Origin of the sequence: Bifidobacterium pullorum DSM 20433, assembly GCF_000771405.1 — a bacterium.
In the GTDB taxonomy this organism is placed as follows: Bacteria; Actinomycetota; Actinomycetes; order Actinomycetales; family Bifidobacteriaceae; genus Bifidobacterium; species Bifidobacterium pullorum.
The window spans coordinates 149333-168586 of record NZ_JDUI01000002.1; the positions used below are offsets into that span (position 1 = coordinate 149333).

At 65.2% G+C, this 19254-nt stretch carries 13 protein-coding genes; 5 read left to right on the plus strand and 8 right to left on the minus strand.

What is annotated here, in order from left to right; translation table 11 throughout:
- Nucleotide 1: 1 nt before the first annotated feature.
- Nucleotides 2-718: a DUF969 domain-containing protein gene (locus OU11_RS01975; protein WP_052122549.1), complete on the minus strand. Its 717-nt coding sequence runs from the start codon at nucleotides 716-718 to the stop codon at nucleotides 2-4.
- Nucleotides 719-1035: 317 nt separating this feature from the next.
- Between OU11_RS01975 and OU11_RS01980 the strand changes: the two genes are divergently transcribed.
- From OU11_RS01980 to OU11_RS01990, 3 genes are all read left to right on the plus strand, one after another.
- Nucleotides 1036-1314, plus strand: coding sequence for a type II toxin-antitoxin system TacA family antitoxin (locus OU11_RS01980; protein ID WP_033514171.1), 279 nt, complete (start codon nucleotides 1036-1038; stop codon nucleotides 1312-1314).
- Complete coding sequence (locus tag OU11_RS01985) at nucleotides 1305-1787, plus strand: GNAT family N-acetyltransferase (protein ID WP_033514173.1); 483 nt, start codon at nucleotides 1305-1307, stop codon at nucleotides 1785-1787. The genes OU11_RS01980 and OU11_RS01985 overlap by 10 nt, the downstream gene beginning before the upstream one ends.
- Before the next feature lie 89 nt (nucleotides 1788-1876).
- Entirely contained in the window at nucleotides 1877-2416 is a 540-nt protein-coding gene (locus OU11_RS01990) for a peptidylprolyl isomerase (protein ID WP_033514174.1), read from the plus strand.
- Between the two features lie 282 nt (nucleotides 2417-2698).
- Here the strand turns inward: OU11_RS01990 and OU11_RS01995 are convergent, their stop codons facing one another.
- From OU11_RS01995 to OU11_RS02005, 3 genes are all read right to left on the minus strand, one after another.
- Nucleotides 2699-5029, minus strand: coding sequence for a RelA/SpoT family protein (locus OU11_RS01995; RefSeq protein ID WP_033514290.1), 2331 nt, complete (start codon nucleotides 5027-5029; stop codon nucleotides 2699-2701).
- Between the two features lie 73 nt (nucleotides 5030-5102).
- Nucleotides 5103-5582 (minus strand): dUTP diphosphatase, encoded by a 480-nt coding sequence (gene dut, locus OU11_RS02000; RefSeq protein ID WP_033514175.1) that lies wholly within the window; start codon nucleotides 5580-5582, stop codon nucleotides 5103-5105.
- On the minus strand, nucleotides 5582-5875 hold the full coding sequence (locus OU11_RS02005) for a DUF4193 domain-containing protein (RefSeq protein WP_033514177.1): 294 nt from the start codon (nucleotides 5873-5875) through the stop codon (nucleotides 5582-5584). The genes dut and OU11_RS02005 overlap by 1 nt, the downstream gene beginning before the upstream one ends.
- A 149-nt stretch (nucleotides 5876-6024) precedes the next feature.
- On the opposite strand from OU11_RS02005, the gene sepH reads away from it, so the two are divergent.
- Complete coding sequence (gene sepH / locus OU11_RS02010) at nucleotides 6025-6933, plus strand: septation protein SepH (protein WP_033514178.1); 909 nt, start codon at nucleotides 6025-6027, stop codon at nucleotides 6931-6933.
- A 13-nt stretch (nucleotides 6934-6946) separates the two neighbouring features.
- Here sepH and OU11_RS02015 read toward each other — a convergent pair whose 3' ends face one another.
- The gene (locus tag OU11_RS02015) at nucleotides 6947-8170 is read right to left on the minus strand and encodes an alkaline phosphatase family protein (protein ID WP_033514179.1); all 1224 of its coding nucleotides are present in this window, start codon (nucleotides 8168-8170) and stop codon (nucleotides 6947-6949) included.
- 241 nt (nucleotides 8171-8411) lie between these two features.
- On the opposite strand from OU11_RS02015, the gene OU11_RS02020 reads away from it, so the two are divergent.
- Nucleotides 8412-11090 carry a DNA gyrase/topoisomerase IV subunit A gene (locus tag OU11_RS02020; protein WP_033514180.1) on the plus strand — a complete coding sequence of 893 codons (2679 nt, stop codon included), beginning with the start codon at nucleotides 8412-8414 and terminating at the stop codon, nucleotides 11088-11090.
- A 15-nt stretch (nucleotides 11091-11105) separates the two neighbouring features.
- On the opposite strand, the gene OU11_RS02025 is transcribed toward OU11_RS02020, so the two are convergent.
- The 3 genes from OU11_RS02025 to OU11_RS02035 form a co-directional block, all read right to left on the minus strand.
- On the minus strand, nucleotides 11106-12809 hold the full coding sequence (locus OU11_RS02025; protein WP_033514181.1) for an ATP-binding cassette domain-containing protein: 1704 nt from the start codon (nucleotides 12807-12809) through the stop codon (nucleotides 11106-11108).
- 126 nt (nucleotides 12810-12935) lie between these two features.
- The gene (locus OU11_RS09135; protein WP_033514183.1) at nucleotides 12936-17876 is read right to left on the minus strand and encodes a DEAD/DEAH box helicase; all 4941 of its coding nucleotides are present in this window, start codon (nucleotides 17874-17876) and stop codon (nucleotides 12936-12938) included.
- A 100-nt stretch (nucleotides 17877-17976) separates the two neighbouring features.
- Nucleotides 17977-19158 (minus strand): MFS transporter, encoded by a 1182-nt coding sequence (locus OU11_RS02035; protein WP_033514185.1) that lies wholly within the window; start codon nucleotides 19156-19158, stop codon nucleotides 17977-17979.
- Nucleotides 19159-19254: the final 96 nt, after the last annotated feature.

Genomic DNA, 19254 nt, shown 5'->3' on the forward strand with positions numbered 1-19254 from the left:
GTCACTCCCCTTCCTTCACCGCGGCCGGCATCCGGACGCCGGATTCGCCGCCGTAGTATTTCCTGCGCAGCCGCGCGTCCTTGACGATGTAGTAGAAGGCGGTGACGCCCACGGCGATCAGCGCGACCGGGATCTCGATGATGGCCAGCCGCAGCAGGTCCACGTCATAGCCGAGCGGCGCAAGTGTGGTCTTGACCAGGATCGCGCCCGACGTGCCGACGAACAGCACCTGGCCGAAGAACCAGGCCACGTTCTCCATGCCGGAGGCCATGCCCTTGAGCTGTTCGACGTATCGCTCGTCCGGCTCGTGGCCGGAGGCCTCGATCGCGCCCACAGCCATCGGCATGATGATCGGGCGCACGAAACCAGCCACGCCGCCGAAGCTCACGTTGAACGCGGCGAACACCAGACGCATGACGCCGTACAACGCGATGATGATGCCGGGCGTGGCGCCCTTGGCCTTGCCAATCAGCTCGGCGGCGGCCTGTTTCAGGCCGTTGCGCTCCAGTGTGCCGGTGACCAGCAGGATGATGATGAACAGCGCCACGCTGCGGTTCGAGACGAACGAATCGCCCAGCGTGGTCAGGAAGCCGTCGATGCCGAGATTGCCTAGCAGCGCGGTGACGATGGCGGCCAGGAACACGATGAGGATCGAGTCCAGCCGCAGGGCGAAGCCGACGATGACGACGGCGATGCCCAACAGCACCAGATATTCCATGTCTTCAGTCTTTCCTCGTTCTTCGGGCGGGCGGTCCGGACAATCGGATTCCGAATCCCGCCACATGATTACCGGCTGGATACATTACCCCAATGCATAGTCATTCGGGATTGCGTATATTTTTATGCATATAAAGTTTGGCGCGTTCAATTTACATCGTGTTACCCAGGCTTTGCATACTGCGCACACTGCGAAATCCGACAATCACACGCATTCCCCGCAAGGTGACCGCTGACGACCGAAACATTCGGAGTAGATTTTGTCACGGACACCCACCACAACTATTATTGTATGCCAATTTGGCGTACAATAAAACTATGACTGCAACAACGGTAGACGCAATACGTTCCTCCCGATTGGCGGTGAGGATGACCCCCGAGCAACGCTCCACCATCGACAAGGCCGCCACTCTCAAAGGTGCGACCATCACCCAATGGGCGCTGGATCACCTCATGGCCGACGCACGGAAGGACATCGAAGAGGAGACCACCATCCGCCTGTCCGCTCGCGCGTTCGACGAGTTCAAGGAAGCTTTGGAGGGGCCGATGCCTCAGGCGCTGCAGGACCTGCTCAAGAGGGACGCGCAATGGCTGTAGGATTCACCAAGCCAAGAAGGATCGAACTGGGTGATGACCTGTCAGGTTTCCATTGTGGCAAGGAGCTGCTGGATTCATGGCTGCTCAATCACGCCCTCAACGCATTGAATCGGGGAACAGCCGTCACCTACGTGACCATGGACGAGAACGGATTGCTGGCAGGCTTCTACTCATTGTCCGCAAACAGCGTAAGCCGCGGTGACGTGCACGGTGGATGGCTGGCGCGCAACACCCCCGAACAGATTCCCGTCATCTTGCTGGGTATGCTCGCCGTCGACGATCGTCACCAAGGCCAAGGACTCGGTACTCTTCTCCTGAAGGACGCGGTAGAGCACGCACTTGCCGCATCCACGCAAATCGGAGCCCGCGCCCTCATCGTCGACCCGTTGGACGACGACGCCATCGGCTTCTATGAGCGCTACGGATTCAGGCATATCAAGGACACCACCCGCATGTTCGCCAAACTCGTTTGACGTCGCCTCCCATCTACGGTGACAACCGATAGAGCCGCCAGAGCCAGCCCACGTTGTCCCGGTCTGACGGGCATGCGACACTGGGGAGCATGACTACAGTTATCATGCACACCTCCGAGGGTGACATCACCATCAACCTGTTCGACGACCTGGCCCCGGAGACCGTGGCCAACTTCGTGGGGCTCGCCACCGGTGAGAAGACCTGGCGCGACCCGATGACCGGCGAGGAGAGCAACGAGCCGTTCTACGACGGACTGACCTTCCACCGCATCATCAAGGACTTCATGATCCAGGGCGGATGCCCGCTGGGCACCGGCACCGGCGGCCCCGGCTACGACTTCGACGATGAGATCGTGCCGACGCTGACCTTCGACCACCCGTACCTGCTGGCCATGGCGAACGCCGGTCTGCGCCGTGGCATGGACGGCAAGATCCACGGCACCAACGGCTCGCAGTTCTTCATCACCACCGTGCCGACCCCGTGGCTCAACGGCCATCACACGATCTTCGGCGAGGTGGCCGACGACGAGTCCAAGGCCGTGGTCGACAAGCTCGAGGCGCTGCCGACCGACCGTTCCGACCGCCCGATGGAGCCCGCCGGCATCATCTCGGTGGAAGTGGTCAAGTAAGCAACGGTTCCATCGTTCGACTCATCGATATCGGTGGTGGCGACTCCCCAGCGGGCCGCCACCACCGTTTTTTGTGACTCTGATCTATCGTGACCGTGACACGAAGGATCACGGTCACGAAAAACCGCGGCTTTACTGGGATTCCACCCAATAGATCACAGTCACAATAGATCAGAGTCCAGGAAACGCGATGTACGGGACCCTGCCGATACGTCACCGATAGATCAGAGTCCGTGAGGGTATGGATCACGGTCACGATGCGTCAGCGTCACAACAGCTGGACTACTGCATGCGGCGCAGGCGCGGTTCGGCGGAATCCTTAGCGCCGGTGATGCGGTAGACGTCGAAGACGCCGTCGATCTTGCGCACCGCGGACAACAGCGTGTTCAGATGCTGCGGGTCGGCCATCTCGAACGAGAACTGGCTGATGGCCACGCGATCGGCACCGGTGGCGATGTTACCGGACATAATGTTCACGCCGTGGTCCGAGAGCACGCGGGTCACGTCGCTCAGCAGGTGCGGGCGGTCCAGCGCCTCCACCTGGATCTTGACCATGAACAGGCCCTTGGTACTGGTCCATTGCACGGGGATCACGCGTTCGGGCTGGCGGTGCTGCAGGTCGATCATGTTCTGGCAGTCGGTGCGATGCACCGACACGCCCTGGTTGCGGGTGATGAAGCCGACGATGTCGTCGCCCGGCACCGGCGTGCAGCAGCGGGCCAGCTTGACCCACACGTCGCCGACGCCCTTGACGGAGATGCCCAACGCGTTCGTGGGCTTGGAACGTTCCGGGGTGCGGCGCAGCGGCAGCAGCTCCTGCTCGGCCTCCTCATCGACCTCGTCGGAGCCGGCGTCCTTGATCAGATGGGCGATGACGTTCTGCGTGGAGACCTGCCCATCGCCGATGGCGGCGAACAGGCTGTCGGGGTTCGGATAGTTCAGTTCGTCGGCCACACCGATCAGCGCCTCGGTCGACATGAGCGTGGCGATCGGCAGGTTGCGCTTGCGCATGGCGCGGGTCAGGTCGTCGCGCCCCTCCTCGATGGCCTCGCTGCGGCGTTCCTTGCTGAACCACTGACGAATCTTGTTGCGGGCCTTCGGACTCTTGACGAAGCTCAACCAGTCGCGTGAGGGACCGGCCGTATCCGACTTGGAGGTGAGCACCTCCACCGTGTCGCCGTTCTCCAGCTTGGTGTCGAGCGGCACCAGACGGCCGTTGACGCGGGCGCCCATCGTGCGGTGGCCGACCTCGGTGTGCACGGCGTAGGCGAAGTCCACGGGCGTGGCCTGCGCCGGCAGCGAGACGATCTTGCCCTTCGGGGTGAACACATACACCTCGGCCGAGCCGAGATCCTCCTTGAGCGAACCCAGGAACTCGTTCGAATCGGGGGTTTCGCTAGTCCAGTCGGCCAGCTGCTGGATCCACTTGAGGTTGTCGGCCTCGCTCAGCTCCTGGTTCTCGGCGTTCTCGCGCCTGCGGTCGGCCGTGTCCGGCGAGCTCAGCGCGCGGCCGGCCTGGCCGTTGGCCTTGTACTTCCAGTGCGCGGCGATGCCGAACTCCGCGCGCCGGTGCATGTCCCACGTGCGGATCTGAATCTCCACCGGCTTGCCGCCGGGACCGACCACCGTGGTGTGCAGGCTCTGGTACATGTTGAGCTTAGGCATCGCGATGTAGTCCTTGAACCGCCCGGGCACGGGGCTCCACCGCGCGTGCACGGCACCCAACGCCGCATAGCAGTCGCGGATCGAGTCGACGATGATGCGCACGCCCACCAGATCGTAGATGTTCTCGAAATCATGCCCGCGCACGATCATCTTCTGGTAGATCGAGAAATAGTCCTTCGGACGGCCGGTCACGTACGCGTCGATGTGCTGCGCGTCCAGATCCTCGTTGATCTCGGCCAGAATCTGCTTGAGGTACACGTCGCGCTGGCCGGCACGGCGGGCCACCAGCACCACGATCTCGTTGTAGATCTTCGGGTACAGGACCTTGAAGCTCAGCTCCTCCAGCTCGGTCTTGATGGCGTTCATGCCCAGGCGGTTGGCCAGCGGCGCGTAGACGTCCAGCGTCTCGCGCGCCTTCTTCTGCGCGCTTGAGGTCTTGACGTACCGCCAGGTGCGGGCGTTGTGCACGCGGTCGGCGAGCTTGACGACCAGCACGCGCACGTCGCGGCTCATCGCCACCACCATCTTGCGGATCGTCTCGGCCTGCGCCGAGTCGCCGTATTCCATCTTCGAGAGCTTGGTCACGCCGTCCACCAGACCGGTGACGGTGTCGCCGAATTCGGCGCGGCACTCGTCCAGCGTGTAGTCGGTGTCCTCCACCGTGTCATGCAGCAGGCCGGCGGCCACCACCAGCGGCCCCATGCCCAGATCGGCGAGGATCTGGGAAACGGCCAGGGGATGGATGATGTACGGTTCGCCGGATTTGCGGCGCTGCGCGGAATGTTGGCGCACCGCACGGCGGTAGGCGCGTTTGAGGATGTCCATATCCTCATCGGGGTGGTGCGCCAGACAGGCGTTCATAATCGGCTCCAACGGATCGAGCGGGTTGCCGCTGATCTCGCAGCCGAGCATACGAGCGGAGAAATATTCCTCGTCGACATCGGACATCATCGTTGTACCTCCTCTCGTATGCTCACCATCCTACCCTTGCGGGCATCGGTGGACGCGCGGAATGTCGCGTTCAGGCCGCGGACACCCCCGTCGAGCCGAATCCGCGTTCGGCGCGATCGGAACCGGGCAACACCTCGGCGGGCATGAACCTGGCCTCCACATACCGTTGGATGATCAGCTGGGCGATCCGGTCGCCGGGATGGAACACGACGGTATGCTCCGGATCAAGATTGATCAGCGGCACCTTGATCTCGCCACGGTACCCGGCATCCACGGTGCCGGGAGCGTTGAGCACCGTCACCCCCTGCTTGACGGCCAGCCCGGAACGCGGATGGACCAGCGCCACGTATCCGGCGGGCAGCGCGATGGCCACACCGGTCGGCACCAACGCGCGCTCGAACGGTTTGAGCGTGACCTCCTGCGTGGTCATCAGATCCGCGCCGGCGTCACCGGCATGCGCGTACCGCAGCTGGACCGGATGGGAGGGGTCGACCGAACGAATCAGCACCTCCACGTGTTCGGGCTCGTTGTAGGATTCGTCGAAGGCCATCAGGCGGCGCACTCCTTGCACACCGGCTGGCCGTCCGCCGACGTGCCGGCGAGCTGGCTGCGGTGCTTGACCAGGAAGCACTCCGAGCAGATGAACTCGTCGCCCTGCATCGGGATCACCGTCACCGAAGCGTCCTCGTTGCTCAAATCGGCGCCGGGCAGCTCGTAATCCTCGGCGATGGAGTTCTCATCGTCGTCGATGTCGCTCGACGAGTTCTGAGCCCCCTTGCCCAACGCCTGCAGCGACTCCTCGTCCTCGTCCTTGTTGCGAGGCGAATCGTAATCCTGTGCCATGATGATCCTTTCTTCCCGATGGCGAGTATGCGCCATAGAATACATGACATTTTCTCCGCTTAGGATACACGATGTGAAATACTCGTAAAATCCGACACGTGGGGCACAATGGTAGAAGGTTCGTTTCGTATGAGGAAAGTGATGCGCCGATGACCGACCAGCCGCTTGTTCAAGCCCATTTCGACCATGTCGACGGGGAGGGTCGCCTGGTGTTCGCCGCCGGGGAGCAGCGCTTCGCCGTGCCAGTGGACGACACGCTGGAACGGGCCATGCTTGAGGCCAAGCAGATCACCTCGGAGATGACGCCGCGGCAGCCGCAGCCGCAGACCCTGCCGATCTCGCAGATCCAATCCCTGATCCGGGCAGGCGCCGACCCCGCGCGCGTGGCCGAACGCTACGGGCTGAGCGAGGCCCTGGTCCGCAGGTTCTCGTCCGCAGTGGAGACCGAGAAGCAGTACGCCATCGAACAGTTCCTCTCCGTGCCGGCGCCGAAGGAGAGCCGTGCCCACACGCTGTCCGATCTGATCGACCGCACGCTGGCCGCCGCCCGGATCAGGCCCGACGAAGTCGTGTGGCGCGCCACACGACGAGGCCTGGAACCGTGGAAGATCACGGCGCAGTTCATGTCGGCAGGCCGCGCCGTGCGGGCGGAATGGTCGTGGAACATGCATGACAACGCGGTGGTCTGTCTGAACCGCACCGCGGGCAAGCTCATCGGCGGTCGTCCGGCCGACGTTCCCCCGCCGGACGATCCCGAGGCCGACGACGGGTTCGCCGCACCGCTGAACCTGCCCGGCGATTCCACGCGTTCGGCGCTCATCGAGCAGACCATGTCGTCATGGAACACCGCCGAGAACGCCCCGGCACCGGCGGTACAGGATTCGGGCGCGGCCGACGCCCCCGAATCCCCCAATTCGGCCCAGTCCCAAGACGCCCCCGCGGCGGAGCCGGCCCAGCCCGTTCCGGCTGCGGCGGACCAGTCACCCACGGCCAAGCCCAAGCGCCGCTCCGGCCGTTCCGCGGTCCCCAGCTGGGACGAGATCCTCTTCGGCGACTGAACCGAAGACCGTCTCAGGCCAGATCCACCAGGCAGGGGATATCCGACTCCAACGCCGTCTGCGAGCCGTGCACGCTCGGCAGCTGCATCGCCTGCGCCGTCTGGATGCGTGAATCGACGACCGTCAGCCGTCCCGCGGCCGAGACCAGCACGTCGCCGATCATCGGCTCGACACGGGGATCCACCGGTCCGAACATCCCCTCGTCGATCGCCTGACGTCGCGTGCGGACCACGGCGTGCTCCCCCAACCGGTTCCGCCAACGCTCGGCGATATCCCGCGGATCGGCATCATCCTTCGCGTACAGCATCAGCGAGCGCGGTTCGCCGCCGACCAGCGCCACGCCCTCGTCCAATTCCGGTTGCGCGGCGATGTCGACGCACAGCCCGGGGTCGGATGAGACCATGCCGTGATCGGCCGTGACGACCACCAGCGTCCCCCGCGGCACGCTGCGCCGCAACAACGACAGCTGGGCGTCGATGCGTTCGAAGGTCCCGATCCACTTGTCGCTGTTCCAGCCGTAGGCGTGGCCTACCTTGTCGGCGTCGCGGATATACAGGTAGGTCAATCCCGGTTCGCGCGCGGCCTGCGCGGCGGCGAGCACCCTATCACGGGGCATCACGTTCGAGATGTATTGCGTGCCGCGCAACGCCGCCTCCGTCAGCGGCGACGCGGCGAACTTCGGAAGCCCGGAGCTGGTGACGCGCACGCCCCGTTCCGTCAGCAGCTCGAATACCGTCGGCTGCCGCTGCAGGTCATGGGGCGCGATCGAATCCCGGAATTGGATCAGCTGCGCCAGCTGCCCCGTCACCGGGTTGCGCTGCGTGTAGCCCGCCATACCGGTCAGGCCGGGGCAGGTGCCGGTGCCGAAGACGCCCATCGCGGCCACCGTGGTGCTGGGGGCGCAGGTACAGATCGGCCGCTGGTTGGCGGCATCGTTCATCAGGGAACGCAGATAGGGGGCGTGCCCCAGACGCATCGCCAGATTCCAGTACCCCAGGCCGTCCACCAGCACCACAACCGCCGACGACACGTCAGGCAGGCCCAAAGCCCGCTGCAGGGCGGTCAGATCGCGATGCACCGCCGTCGGTGTCGGACAGCCGATCGCCGAGGACAGAGCCGGCAGCAGGGCTGACAGGTGCAACGCTCCCCCTCGCACCGTCCCATCGGCATCATCCCCATACCGGGCGACCGGCATGGGCCGCAGCAGCTCCTCCATCTCGGGCACTTCCACACTCATACCGTTCATTCAACCACCGTCGGGCGAAAACATGTGTGGGTGCACGATGTGTCAGGTCCCGGATAACGCTCGGTTGCGGAACGATGTGTCAGAGTCACGGTCCCGATGGATCAGAGTCCGGATGAGCGGTCGGCTGCGGACTGATGTGTCAGGGTCCGGGATGATGGCCGCACCAGCCGCTGGTTCCGCCGATGCGGTATCATGGTTCGGTTTGTAGGTTTCAGTGTTGGGAGCTTGTCGCATGGCATCACATCGCAAGACGGCGCAGCCGGCCTTCGACCCGCGCACGGTCAAGGAGCATATCGTCGAGACGCCGTTGAACGAGGAGATGAGCAAGTCGTTCCTCGAATACGCGTATTCGGTGATCTATGCGCGCGCCCTGCCCGACGCCCGCGACGGCATGAAGCCGGTGCAGCGCCGCATCGTCTACCAGATGGGCCAGATGAACCTGAACCCGGACCGCCCGTACATGAAGTCGGCGCGCGTGGTCGGTGAGGTGATGGGCAAGCTCCACCCGCACGGCGATTCGGCGATCTACGAGGCCATGGTGCGTCTGGCGCAGCCGTTCGCCATGCGTCTGCCGCTGGTGGACGGCCACGGCAACTTCGGTTCGCTCGACGACGGCCCGGCCGCCTCGCGCTACACCGAGGCACGGCTCGCGCCCGCGGCGCTGGGCATGAACGCCGACATCGACGAGGACACGGTCGATTTCGCGCCGAATTACGACAACAAGCTCAAGGAGCCGACCGTGCTGCCGGCCGCCATCCCGAACCTGCTGGTCAACGGCGGCTCAGGCATCGCCGTGGGCATGGCCACGAATATGGCCACGCACAACCTGGGCGAGGTCATCAACGCGGCCAAGCACCTGATGGCGCATCCAGACGCCACGCTGGAGGAGCTCATGCGCTACGTGCCGGGTCCGGACTGGCCGGGCGGCGGCATCATCATCGGACGCGACGGCATTCGTGAGGCCTACGAGACCGGCCGCGGCACGCTGACCACCCGTTCGGCCACGCATATCGAGAACGTCACGGCCCGCAAGAAGGCGATCGTGGTGACCGAACTGCCGTTCATGGTGGGCCCCGAGCGCGTGCTGGAACGCATCTCCGAGGGCGTCAAGAACCGCAAGCTCGAAGGCATCTCGGGCGCGATCGACCTGACCGACCGGCATAACGGCACGCGCATCGTCATCGAGATCAAAACCGGGTTCGACCCGAACGCGGTACTGGTGCAGCTGTTCAAGCACACCCCGTTGCAGGACAACTTCACGATGAACAACGTGGCGCTGGTGGACGGCCGCCCGCACACGATGGGACTGAAGGAGATGCTGCAGGTGTGGATCGACCACCGCCGCGTGGTGGTGCGCCGCCGCAGCGAATTCCGCCGCACGAAGGCGCAGGAGCGGCTGCATCTGGTCGAGGGCCTGCTGCTGGCGATGGCGGACATCGACGAGGTGATCCAGGTGATCCGCTCCTCCGATGACGCGGACGTGGCCAAGAGCCGCCTGATGGCCGTGTTCGACCTGGACGAGGTGCAGGCCCAGTACATCCTGGATCTGCGGCTGCGCCGCCTGACCCGGATGAGCCGGATCGAGCTGGAGGCCGAGCGCGACGATCTGCGCCGCAGGATCGAGGAGCTGGAACGCATTCTGGCGTCCGCCGCCGAACTGGACCGCGTGGTGGTCTCCGAAATGGACGACGTGGCCGCCAAGTACGGCTCGCCGCGCCGCACCGTGCTGCTGGATGTGGATGCGGATGGCTCGATGCGTCCGGTGACCGCGGCCGGCGCCGAAGGCGTGCCCGCGGGGGCGATGGAGGCCGTGCGCACCGCGCACACCGTGTCCTCCGCCGAGGCCGACGTGGCCGCCGCCGCTGCCGCCGCCAGGAAGGCCGGCGAGGATGCGGGCGCCGTATCCGCGCTGCAGTTGGACGACGAACCGTGCGTGGTGATGATGGGCGCCTCCGGACTGATCGCCCGCACCTCCCCCAGTGCCTTGGACGTATGGGAGTCGCGTTCGTCGGGTGACGCGCGCGTGGATGGCGACCAGATCGTGGCCCTGTTCCCGACCACCACGCTGGCCTCGTATGGTCTGATCACGTCGGCGGGACGTCTGGTGCTCGCCCATGTGGCCGATCTGCCGGCGCTGCCCGCCTCCACCACGCTGAGCGTGACCGGTGGCGTCAAGGCCGAGGAGCTGCTGGCCACCACCGAGCATACCGACCCGGTGATTGGTGAGCGCGTGGTGACGGCAGTTCCGATGGCCTCTGCCGGCTCGGATGCCGAACCGTTGCCGCCGTTGGCAATCGGCACGCGCCACGGCGTGGTCAAGCGGTGGAACCGTGAGTCGCCGACCACGATGGATTCGTGGGGCGTGATCGATCTGAAGGACGGCGACACGGTGGTATTCGCCGCCCCCGCCGCCGACGAGGACCGACTGGTGTTCGTCTCCTCGGACTCCTCGCTGCTGACCTATGAGGCCGGCAATGTGCGCCCGCAGGGTCGTACGGCCGGCGGCATGGCCGGCATCAAACTGGCCGACGGCTGCCAGGTGATGGCGTTCAACGTGATTCCGGCCGGCAAGGTGGCATGGACCTATGAGGAGGGCGAGAACGGTTTGTTCTCCGCCTCCGGCGCGGTGGTGCTCACCGTGGCCGGTGACGCGGACGCGCTGCCCGGCACCGAGAACGGGTCGGCCAAGGTCACCCCGTTGGAGATGTACCCGACCAAGGGCCGGGCCACCGGCGGCGTACGGTCGCAGCGCTTCCTCAAGGGCCAGAACACGTTGATCTTCGCGTGGGTGGGCCTGTACCCGCTGCACGCCTCGACCGAGGGCGGCAACCCGGTGGAGCTGCCGAAGCCGGATATGCGCCGCGATGGATCGGGCACCGAGCTGGCCGCGCCGATCGCATTCGCGGGCTGAACGATGTTGGAGCAGCTACGCCAAAAGGCCTAGCTGCTCCAACATGGGGCGTGCCTCATCGGGATCGGCGAACTCGGTCAATCCCTGCTTGGTGATGACCAGCACCTCATCCACATGCTCCAGCACGGTGTCATTGATGTGATGGGTGATGTACACGAACCCCTGAACCGCGCGGAACATCGTCTCCTCGACCATCGCCGCGGTCCGGTTGTCCAGACCGGTGACCAGCTCGTCGAACACGCAGAACGCCGGTTTGCGGACCAGCAGACGGGCCAGCAGCAATCGCTGGCGTTCGCCGCCCGAGACCGAGGTCAACGTGTTGTCGATGACGGTATCCAGACCACGCCGCCTGACCCAGTCGCCTATCATCGCCTGGTCGCAGGCGTCCAGGATGGATCGGTCACCGATACGCTCGTCCATCATGCGGATGTTCTCCCGCACCGCGGCGTTGAAGATGTGGCTCGATTGAGAAAGCAGCCCCGCCATCGTGCCGATGCCGACGTCGCCCATCGTCCGCAGATCGGCACCATCCACGCTGATCGTCCCCTGGTAGTCATCATCCAGCCTGAACAGCGGACGGATCAGCGAGGATTTCCCGGCGCCGCTCGGGCCGACCACCAGATACCGCCGATCCGTACACAGGGTCACCGAGATCGCCGGGCTTTGGGTCTGGTCGGACTCCGACTGCCGCGTGTGGAAGCGGACGCTCTCATAGGTGATGATGTGCACGCCGGTGTCCGCGGTTGTCTGCCGTCCGGCATCCGGCTCCTGATGCGACGCAGCCGGGAGCCCGGCGGAAGACACGCACTCGTCGAAGGTCCGCCTGACCCGTTCCAGCACCGCGGCACCGGCATGGTACTGCGCCACCAGTCCCGACATCTGGAACAGCGGCACGGAGATGTTGCCGATGAGGCTGTAGAACGCCACAATCTGCGGAACGGACATCGTGCCCTGCATGATCAGCAGGCCGCCGCCGATCCAGACCCCGAACACCACCACGATCGTCAGCGTGTGGCTGATGGTATCCACGCCCTGACGGACCGTCGCCTCGTGGTTCGCAGCAAACAGCCACCCCTTCACCTTCCCGTGCACGGAACACAGGAACCATCGGCCGGCATCGGCCAGCCTCCAGTCAACCAGGCCGTGCAGCACGTCGCCGGTCGCGTCGTTGAGCTCGTCCACGCTGGAGGACAGACGCCGCCGCGCCCGTTCCACCACGCGTTTGGCCAATACCGGCACGAACGCCATGGGGATGCACAATACCAGCGCCACCGCGGCGAGCACCGGGTTCAGGCAGACGACCGCGACCGCGGAAAGCGCCAGCTGGCACAACAGATACAACGCCCACAGCAGCGTATCCAGATAATCCCGCTTCACCACCTCCAGCTGCGAGGCGAACTGGGAGTAGAGCAGGTCGGCGTTGTCCGACGCCTTCACCAGCACGGAGCCGTCGAGCCGATCGATGAGGTCGTCACGCAGGTCGGCGATCATCGTATTCGCCAGCTTGTCGGCATCCGTCATGCGGTAGAAAAACATGAACACGTGCAAGGCGATCCACACGACGCTCAACGCGCACAGCCACCCGAAACGATTCCACTGGGATTGCTGCACGGCGTCCATCAGCATCTGGATGATGAATGAGTCACCCACCGTCACCACGGCAAGAACCATGCACAGCACAATCTGACGCGCCCAACGGGACTTATGCACCTTGAACATGCCTCCCCCTCTCTCTTTCCCTTCAATATCCACCGGAACCCGCCCAACGGTACCGATCAAACCTTCGACAGACTACCCCTCGGGTTTCCGACCGAAGCAGGCATCATCCACAACGTGGACGCCCCATCACCGGTACAGCTTCATGCCCTGGGGGCAGGGGGTGAAGCCGGCGGCGTGCAGGATGCGGGCGGCTTCGGTGCGGGCGGTTAACGGCTCGCCGTTGAGGTCGGCGAAGGTGACGCTGCCGGAGGGGCGGCGCTGCAAGGTATAGGCGAGTTCGGTGAAGGCCCGGCGTAATGTGTCCCCGTCGTCGGTGAACGTGGTCAGGTGGTGGCCCTTGACCGCGGCATAGACCACCGGACTGCCGTGGTCCAGCACCACCATGCCTCCCGCACGCCGCAACGGTTTGGTGGCCTTGCCGTCATAGTGCGGCCAGGCCACGGCCGCACCGGTCAGGTTGGCGGGATCCATGACCTCGATGGCCACGCAGGACCGGCTGTGTCCCTCCCCGGCATGACGCAGCTGATCCACGGTGTCGCGGCGGGCGAACTGCGCGGCGCCGAACCCCTGCACGAACATGCCGCGCACCAGCGTGCCGTGTTCCTCCATGCGCCGCAGCACCGGATACAGTGCGGAAAAGCCGCCCGGCACATCCTCGACGTCGATCAACGGAGGGGCGATGATGCCGTATCTGTCCAGAAGGATCTCGACTTGCGCCAGCAAACGCTGCTCGGCGGTGACGGCGGCGGCCGGCACGGCCGCCCACAGCCCCTGCATCAACGCCGGCACCTGCACGGCCACACGGGCGCGGCGGCGCGTGCGCCCCACCGATACGCTGCGAGTGGCACGAGAGTTCGAAGCCGATGCCATGGCGCGAATCGGCGTCAGTGAACTGTTGGTCACCGCGCCCTGCCAGACCAGCGACCACAGGGCGTCCTCGAATTGGCTGTTCGACCAGCCCGGGGGACGGATCTCCCCGGTTTCGGGGTCGACCGATTCCATGTCCGGTCTCCATGCCGCACGAACCAGTTCCGCCAATCGTTCCGCCCGGAACGCGCCGCCGGCCGCCAGGACGTGCAGGATGGCGTCGGGCAGCGTCCGCACAGGCCGCGACGCCCGCCCCGCATCGTCGTCGGCGGTGGCGTCATGCGCGTCGTCGGATAGATGTCCGGTCTCGCCGGCCATGGCCGTATTGCACAGCAGCTCCGAATCGGCGGGATGGAATGTGAGGCGTCCAGGGTCTTTGGCGTTGGTGCCGGCGATTTTCGATCCGGTCCACACCACGTCGCCGGAGGCGAGCAGTTCGTCCAGCATCGCGGGCTGGTAGCCGCGCACCCGCGCCGGAAACACCGCGTCTTCCCACACCGGCAACGGCAGGGAGACGCCCTCCAGCTGTTCGATGACGCGCATCAGCCCGTCCGCACCGTCGTACCGTTCTCCGCCGACCGGGCCGACGCCCTGGCGGTCCAGCAGCAACGACTGGTAGACCGCCGGCACTACCGGTTTGACGGCCTCACGCGCCTTGCCCAGCGAGCGAGCGCGAATCCGACGGAACACGTCGCGGTGCAGATATTGGACGGGACTATGGTCATCCACCATCGCAACATCCTGCTCCATGCCGCCGGCAGACCCGCCCATGCCACCATACGATTCCACGCCTCCACCAGGTTCTGCATCATCGGCGGTTGAGCGAGAACCGGTGCCCCGTTCCGGATCCGCCATGAACAAGCCGGTCAGCACCTCGCCGCGCGCTTTGAGCCCGTCAAGCTCGCGCACCGCACGTTCGGCGTCCAGATGCAGCTCGGCCATCATCATGTCGACGGTGAACGGGCCATGCGTCTTGGCGTATCGGGCCACACGGCCCGCGACATCCCGTTCGTCCAACTCGTTCCAGAACGTCCGTCCGGCCAGTTCCCGCTCCACGTCGCGGATGACGTCCGGGTCGAGCACGGCGGTCATGTCGGAGGTGCCGAGCAGGCGTTCCAACGCGTCGAAGTCCAGCGAGAGCAGAGCCGCGCTGCGCTCGGCGTGCGGCTGGTCATACTGGTACATCACCTGCCCCACATAGCCGAACATGATGGTTTCGGCGAACGGCGACGGCGTCTGCGTCTCAACATCGACCAGGTCGATCTCGCCGGCGCCAAGCCGTGTCATCAGCCGCCGGAGCGCGGGCAGGTCGTAGACGTCCTGCAGGCATTCGCGTGTGGTTTCCAGCAGCAGCGGGAAGTTGCGTTGCGTCCGCGCGGCGTTGAGCAGTTGGATGCCACGTAGGCGCTGCTGCCACAACGGCACGCGCCTGCCCGGGTCGGTGCGCGGCAGGTACAGCGAACGCGCCGCGCATTCGCGGAACCGTGCGGTGAACAGCACCGACTCCCCCACCTGTTCGGCCACCAGCCGTTGGATGTCATCGGGATCGACCATGAACAGCTCGGCGGCCGGGATATGCCCGTCGGACTGCGGCAGCAGCAGGATGATGCCGTCGTCGCAGGCGTAGACCTGACCGTCGTACCCGTAGCGCTGCTTGATTCTGTTGCCGACGATCATCGCCCATGGTTCGTGCACGCGCTTGCCGTACGGCGAGTGCAGCACGATCCGCCAGTCGCCCTCCTCATCCGGGCATCGTTCCACCACCAGCGTGCGGTCGGTCGGCACCGCGCCGGTGGCGATACGCTGCTCATGCAGCAGTTGGGCCAGATTGGAGATGGCGTTGCCGTCGAGTCCGTCCGCCCGCAATCGATTCGTCGTGTCGTCATCGAACGGGGCCGCACCCGACGACGATGCCATGCCGTCGGATGATGACGCGCACTCGGATGACGCCGGACGAGCGAATGACGCCGCTTGTTCGGGTGACGCCGTGCGATTGCTCGACACCGTATGGTCGGACGACACCGTATGGTCGGACGACACTGTGCGATCGGACGACACCGTACGATCGTCGTCGTGCAGGCCGTTGACCATATCCCGCACGAACCGCCCCTGCATCTCTCCGAATCCGGCGTCGCGCCCGAAGCCCTCACCATGCCAGAACGGCAGCCGGGCCGTGCGGCCGGGCGCCGGCACCACCACCACACGGTCATGGGTGATGTCCTGAATCTGCCAGGTGGAGGTGCCCAACGTGATGACGTCGCCGATGCGGGATTCGTAGACCATCTCCTCGTCGAGCTCACCGACGCGGCGGGGCCCCTTGCCCGCCTCCTGCTCCGGCAGGACCACCGTGTACAGTCCGCGGTCCGGTATCGTGCCGCCGGAGGTGACGGCTAGCCGCTGCGCCCCCGGCCGTGCGGAGATCAGATGCTCCTCATGATTCCACATCAGGCTGGGCCTGAAGGCCGTGAATGCCTCCGAATCATAGGCGCCGGTCAGCATGCCGAGCACCGAGTCGAACACGGAACGGTCCAGGTCGGCGAACGGGGCGGCTCGGCGCACCACCTGATACCAGTCGTCGGGGTTCAGGTCCTCCATGGCCGCGGCGGCCACCGTCTGCTGGGCGAGTACGTCCAGCGGGCAGCGCGGTATGTTGAGCGGCTCGATGGCACCGCTTTCCATGCATTCCACAGTGGCCGCCGCGCCGATGATCTGCTCGCGCGTCAGCGGATAGAACAACGCATGCGAGACGCCGCCCACCTGGTGGTCGGCGCGGCCCACGCGCTGCAATCCGGAGGATACCGACAACGGCGGGGACACCTGGATGACCAGATCCACGCTGCCCATATCGATGCCGAGCTCCAGGCTGCTGGTGGCCACCACGCAACGCAATCTGCCCTGCTTGAGATCCTCCTCGATGCGTTTGCGGCGGTCCTTGGACACCGAACCGTGGTGGGCCATGGCGATCGTGTCCTCCGGCGCGTGCGGATGGATGAGGTTCGTGGACGGCCCCGTCATGGGATCGAAATGCCGCTGGCCGGCGTACGGTTCATCCGACCGAGGTTCCCCCGCGCCGCCGTGACCGGGCATGGCGGCGTACAGGTCGTTGAGCCGTGCGGTGAGCCGTTCCGCCAAACCACGTGAGTTGACGAACACGAGCGTGGTGTGGTGGTTGAGAATCTCGTTGAGGATGCTGCGTTCCACGGCGGGCCACACCGACCCCGCACGTTCGTCCGCCGATGAGGGGTTCCCCGGTGTCGTTTCCTCCGCCCCGGCGCCGCCATGGGTGCGCGGGCCGCGGGATGGGATCGACGGAACCGTGACGGTGCCCTGCCGCTTGGCGAGCCTCATCATGGCCGGCGTGACCCCGCTGATGGATGGGAGTTCGGACGATTTCCCGCCTCCGACCGCGGACTGGGCCTGATTCGAGGATCCGACGGATTCGGGCATATGCTCGACCGGTTCGACAATCCTCAGATCCATCGCCGGACGCGACTGCGCGCCGACGACGGTGACGGTGCGTGCGCCCCCGAGGAACCGGGCCGCCGTTTCGGGCGGGCGAACCGTGGCGGACAACCCGATGCGCTGTGCAGGTCCGCCCGTCAGGGAATCAAGCCGTTCCAAACTCAACGATAGATGCGCCCCGCGTTTGGTGCCGGCGATGGCGTGGATCTCGTCCACGATGACGGTATTCACCGTGGACAGGATGCGCCGCGCCTTGGAAGTGAGGATCAGATACAGCGATTCGGGCGTGGTGACCAGGATGTCCGGCGGATGCGAGGCGATGGCCCGCCGCTCCTGCGCCGTGGTGTCGCCGCTGCGCGTGGCCACGCGAATCGACGGCGGATCGAGCCCCATGGCCTTGCACTGGGCGGCGATGCCAGCCAACGGCGTTTCCAAATTGCGCGCCACATCCACGCCCAACGCCTTCAACGGCGAGACATACAGCACCTTGACGCCTTTGGTGGGTTTGCGTGAGCGCCCCGTCTCCCCCGCCTCCGATGCACGGTTCATCAGCCGGTCGATGGCGTACAGGAATGCGGACAGCGTCTTGCCGGAACCGGTCGGCGCAACGACCAGCGTATCGGAACCCTGCGCGATGACCGGCCACGCCTTGCGCTGAGCCTCCGTCTCACCCTGCGGGAAGGCATGTCTGAACCATGCCCCGGTGGGCTCGGAGAACAGGTTCAGACATTCGTACATATGTTCGATTATGGCAGCGTGCCGGGACGGATGCAACCACCCCGGCACGCCATGCCATCAGGTCCCGCCCAACCGGAGCGCCCGGTCCTTCGGCGCCCGTTCAGCCGCGCAGCCTGCGCAGCCGCTCATGCATGGCCATCATCAGCAGCAGGAATACCAGCAGGTACCACGGAAACAGCCGCACATCGATATGGTTGGCGATCAGACCGAACAGCGGAGGCATCAGCAGTGTGCCGATATAGGCGCAGGCCATCTGCACGCCGACGATCGCCTGGGACTTGTCCTCACCGAAATACATCGGCGTGGAATGAATCACGCAGGGGTAGATGGGCGCGCACCCCAGACCGATCAGCATCAGACCGCCGATGACGTTCATATGGGCGGGCAACGGCAGCAGCATGGCCACGACGCCGGCGAACACCAGCGCCTGGCCGATGCGGATCATCGCGGGATCGTCGAACTTCATGGTCATGAACCCGCTCAGGAAACGTCCGGCGGTCACGCCGATGAGGAACAGGCTGGCCCAGCTGGCCGCGGTCAGCTTGTCGATGCCGCAGCCCAACACCATGTAGCTGCTGGACCACAGCATGGCGGTCTGCTCCACCGCGCAATAGCAGAAGAACATGACCAGGATCTCCTTGGCACCGGGGATGGACAGCACGTCACGCAACCCCATCGGTTTGCGGGCGGGATCCTTTTGCCCGCCAGCCTCCGCGGCCGATCGCCGTTCATCGGAGCGGTTCCGCCACAGCGGCAGGCTGAACAGCAGCAGTGCGGTCAGCACGATCTGCACGATGGCCACATACCGGTATCCCCAGGACCACCCCTGTCCCTGCCCCAAGGCGAATCCCATGACGTACGGGCCGATCGAGGCGCCGACGCCCCACATGGCGTGCAGCCAGCTCATATGGCGGCTGGAGTAATGGACCGCCACATAGTTGTTCAATGCGGCGTCCACGCCGCCGGCCCCCAGACCGTACGGAACGGCCAGCGCGATCAGTGTCCAGTAGTTCGGCGCGAACGAGAACCCCAACAACGCGGCCGCGGTCAGCCCCACTGAAACCGCGGTCACCCTTCCCGCACCGAATCGCAGCGTCAGCCGGTCACTGAGCAGGGCGGAGACGATCGTGCCCGCCGAGATGACCATCGAGATGCCACCGGCGAACGAAACCGGCACGCCGAAATCGTGATACATCGTCGGCCAGGCCGCGCCGAGCATGGCGTCGGGCAAACCGAGACTGATAAACGCCAGATAGATGACGGCGAGCAACAGGTTGACCATCAGCATCTCCTCAACGTATACCAAACGGTCAGTAGACAACGTTGCCATTCTGTCATCTGCCCATATACGACATGCCGTTCAACCCGGTTTTCACCA